This is a genomic window from Kitasatospora sp. NPDC094015 (assembly GCF_040304075.1).
Classification (GTDB): domain Bacteria; phylum Actinomycetota; class Actinomycetes; order Streptomycetales; family Streptomycetaceae; genus Kitasatospora.
This window is the reverse complement of sequence record NZ_JBEOUL010000090.1, coordinates 1-1,368: the sequence shown is the minus strand read 5'-3', so window position 1 is coordinate 1,368 and position 1,368 is coordinate 1. Positions and strand designations below refer to the sequence as shown.

General features: G+C 56.1%; 1 rRNA gene. It reads right to left on the bottom strand.

Going from position 1 to position 1,368, the window contains the following annotated elements:
• Positions 1 to 2: 2 nt before the first annotated feature.
• Positions 3 to 1,368: ribosomal RNA gene (locus tag ABT014_RS34495) — 23S ribosomal RNA — on the bottom strand; the annotation flags it as partial.

Here is a 1,368-nt window from a genome sequence, read left to right as displayed (position 1 = left end):
CTGAGGACAAGCCCTCGGCCTATTAGTACCGGTCAACTCCACCCCTCACAGGGCTTCCATATCCGGCCTATCAACCCAGTCGTCTACTGGGAGCCTTACCCTCTCAAGGAGGTGGGAGTGCTCATCTCGAAGCAGGCTTCCCGCTTAGATGCTTTCAGCGGTTATCCCTCCCGAACGTAGCCAACCAGCCATGCCCTTGGCAGGACAACTGGCACACCAGAGGTTCGTCCGTCCCGGTCCTCTCGTACTAGGGACAGCCCTTCTCAACACTCCTACGCGCACAGCGGATAGGGACCGAACTGTCTCACGACGTTCTAAACCCAGCTCGCGTACCGCTTTAATGGGCGAACAGCCCAACCCTTGGGACCTACTCCAGCCCCAGGATGCGACGAGCCGACATCGAGGTGCCAAACCATCCCGTCGATATGGACTCTTGGGGAAGATCAGCCTGTTATCCCCGGGGTACCTTTTATCCGTTGAGCGACGGCGCTTCCACAAGCCACCGCCGGATCACTAGTCCCGACTTTCGTCCCTGCTCGACCCGTCAGTCTCACAGTCAAGCTCCCTTGTGCACTTACACTCAACACCTGATTGCCAACCAGGCTGAGGGAACCTTTGGGCGCCTCCGTTACTCTTTAGGAGGCAACCGCCCCAGTTAAACTACCCACCAGACACTGTCCCTGATCCGGATCACGGACCCAGGTTAGACATCCAGCACGACCAGAGTGGTATTTCAACGACGACTCCACAACAACTGGCGTTGCTGCTTCAAAGTCTCCCACCTATCCTACACAAGCCGAACCGAACACCAATATCAAGCTATAGTAAAGGTCCCGGGGTCTTTCCGTCCTGCTGCGCGAAACGAGCATCTTTACTCGTAATGCAATTTCACCGGGCCTATGGTTGAGACAGTCGAGAAGTCGTTACGCCATTCGTGCAGGTCGGAACTTACCCGACAAGGAATTTCGCTACCTTAGGATGGTTATAGTTACCACCGCCGTTTACTGGCGCTTAAGTTCTCAGCTTCGCCACACCGAAATGTGACTAACCGGTCCCCTTAACGTTCCAGCACCGGGCAGGCGTCAGTCCGTATACATCGCCTTACGGCTTCGCACGGACCTGTGTTTTTAGTAAACAGTCGCTTCTCGCTGGTCTCTGCGGCCACCCCCAGCTCGGAGTGCAAGACTCGTCACCAGGAATGGCCCCCCTTCTCCCGAAGTTACGGGGGCATTTTGCCGAGTTCCTTAACCATAGTTCACCCGAACGCCTCGGTATTCTCTACCTGACCACCTGAGTCGGTTTGGGGTACGGGCCGCCATGAAACTCGCTAGAGGCTTTTCTCGACAGCATAGGATCATCCACTTCACC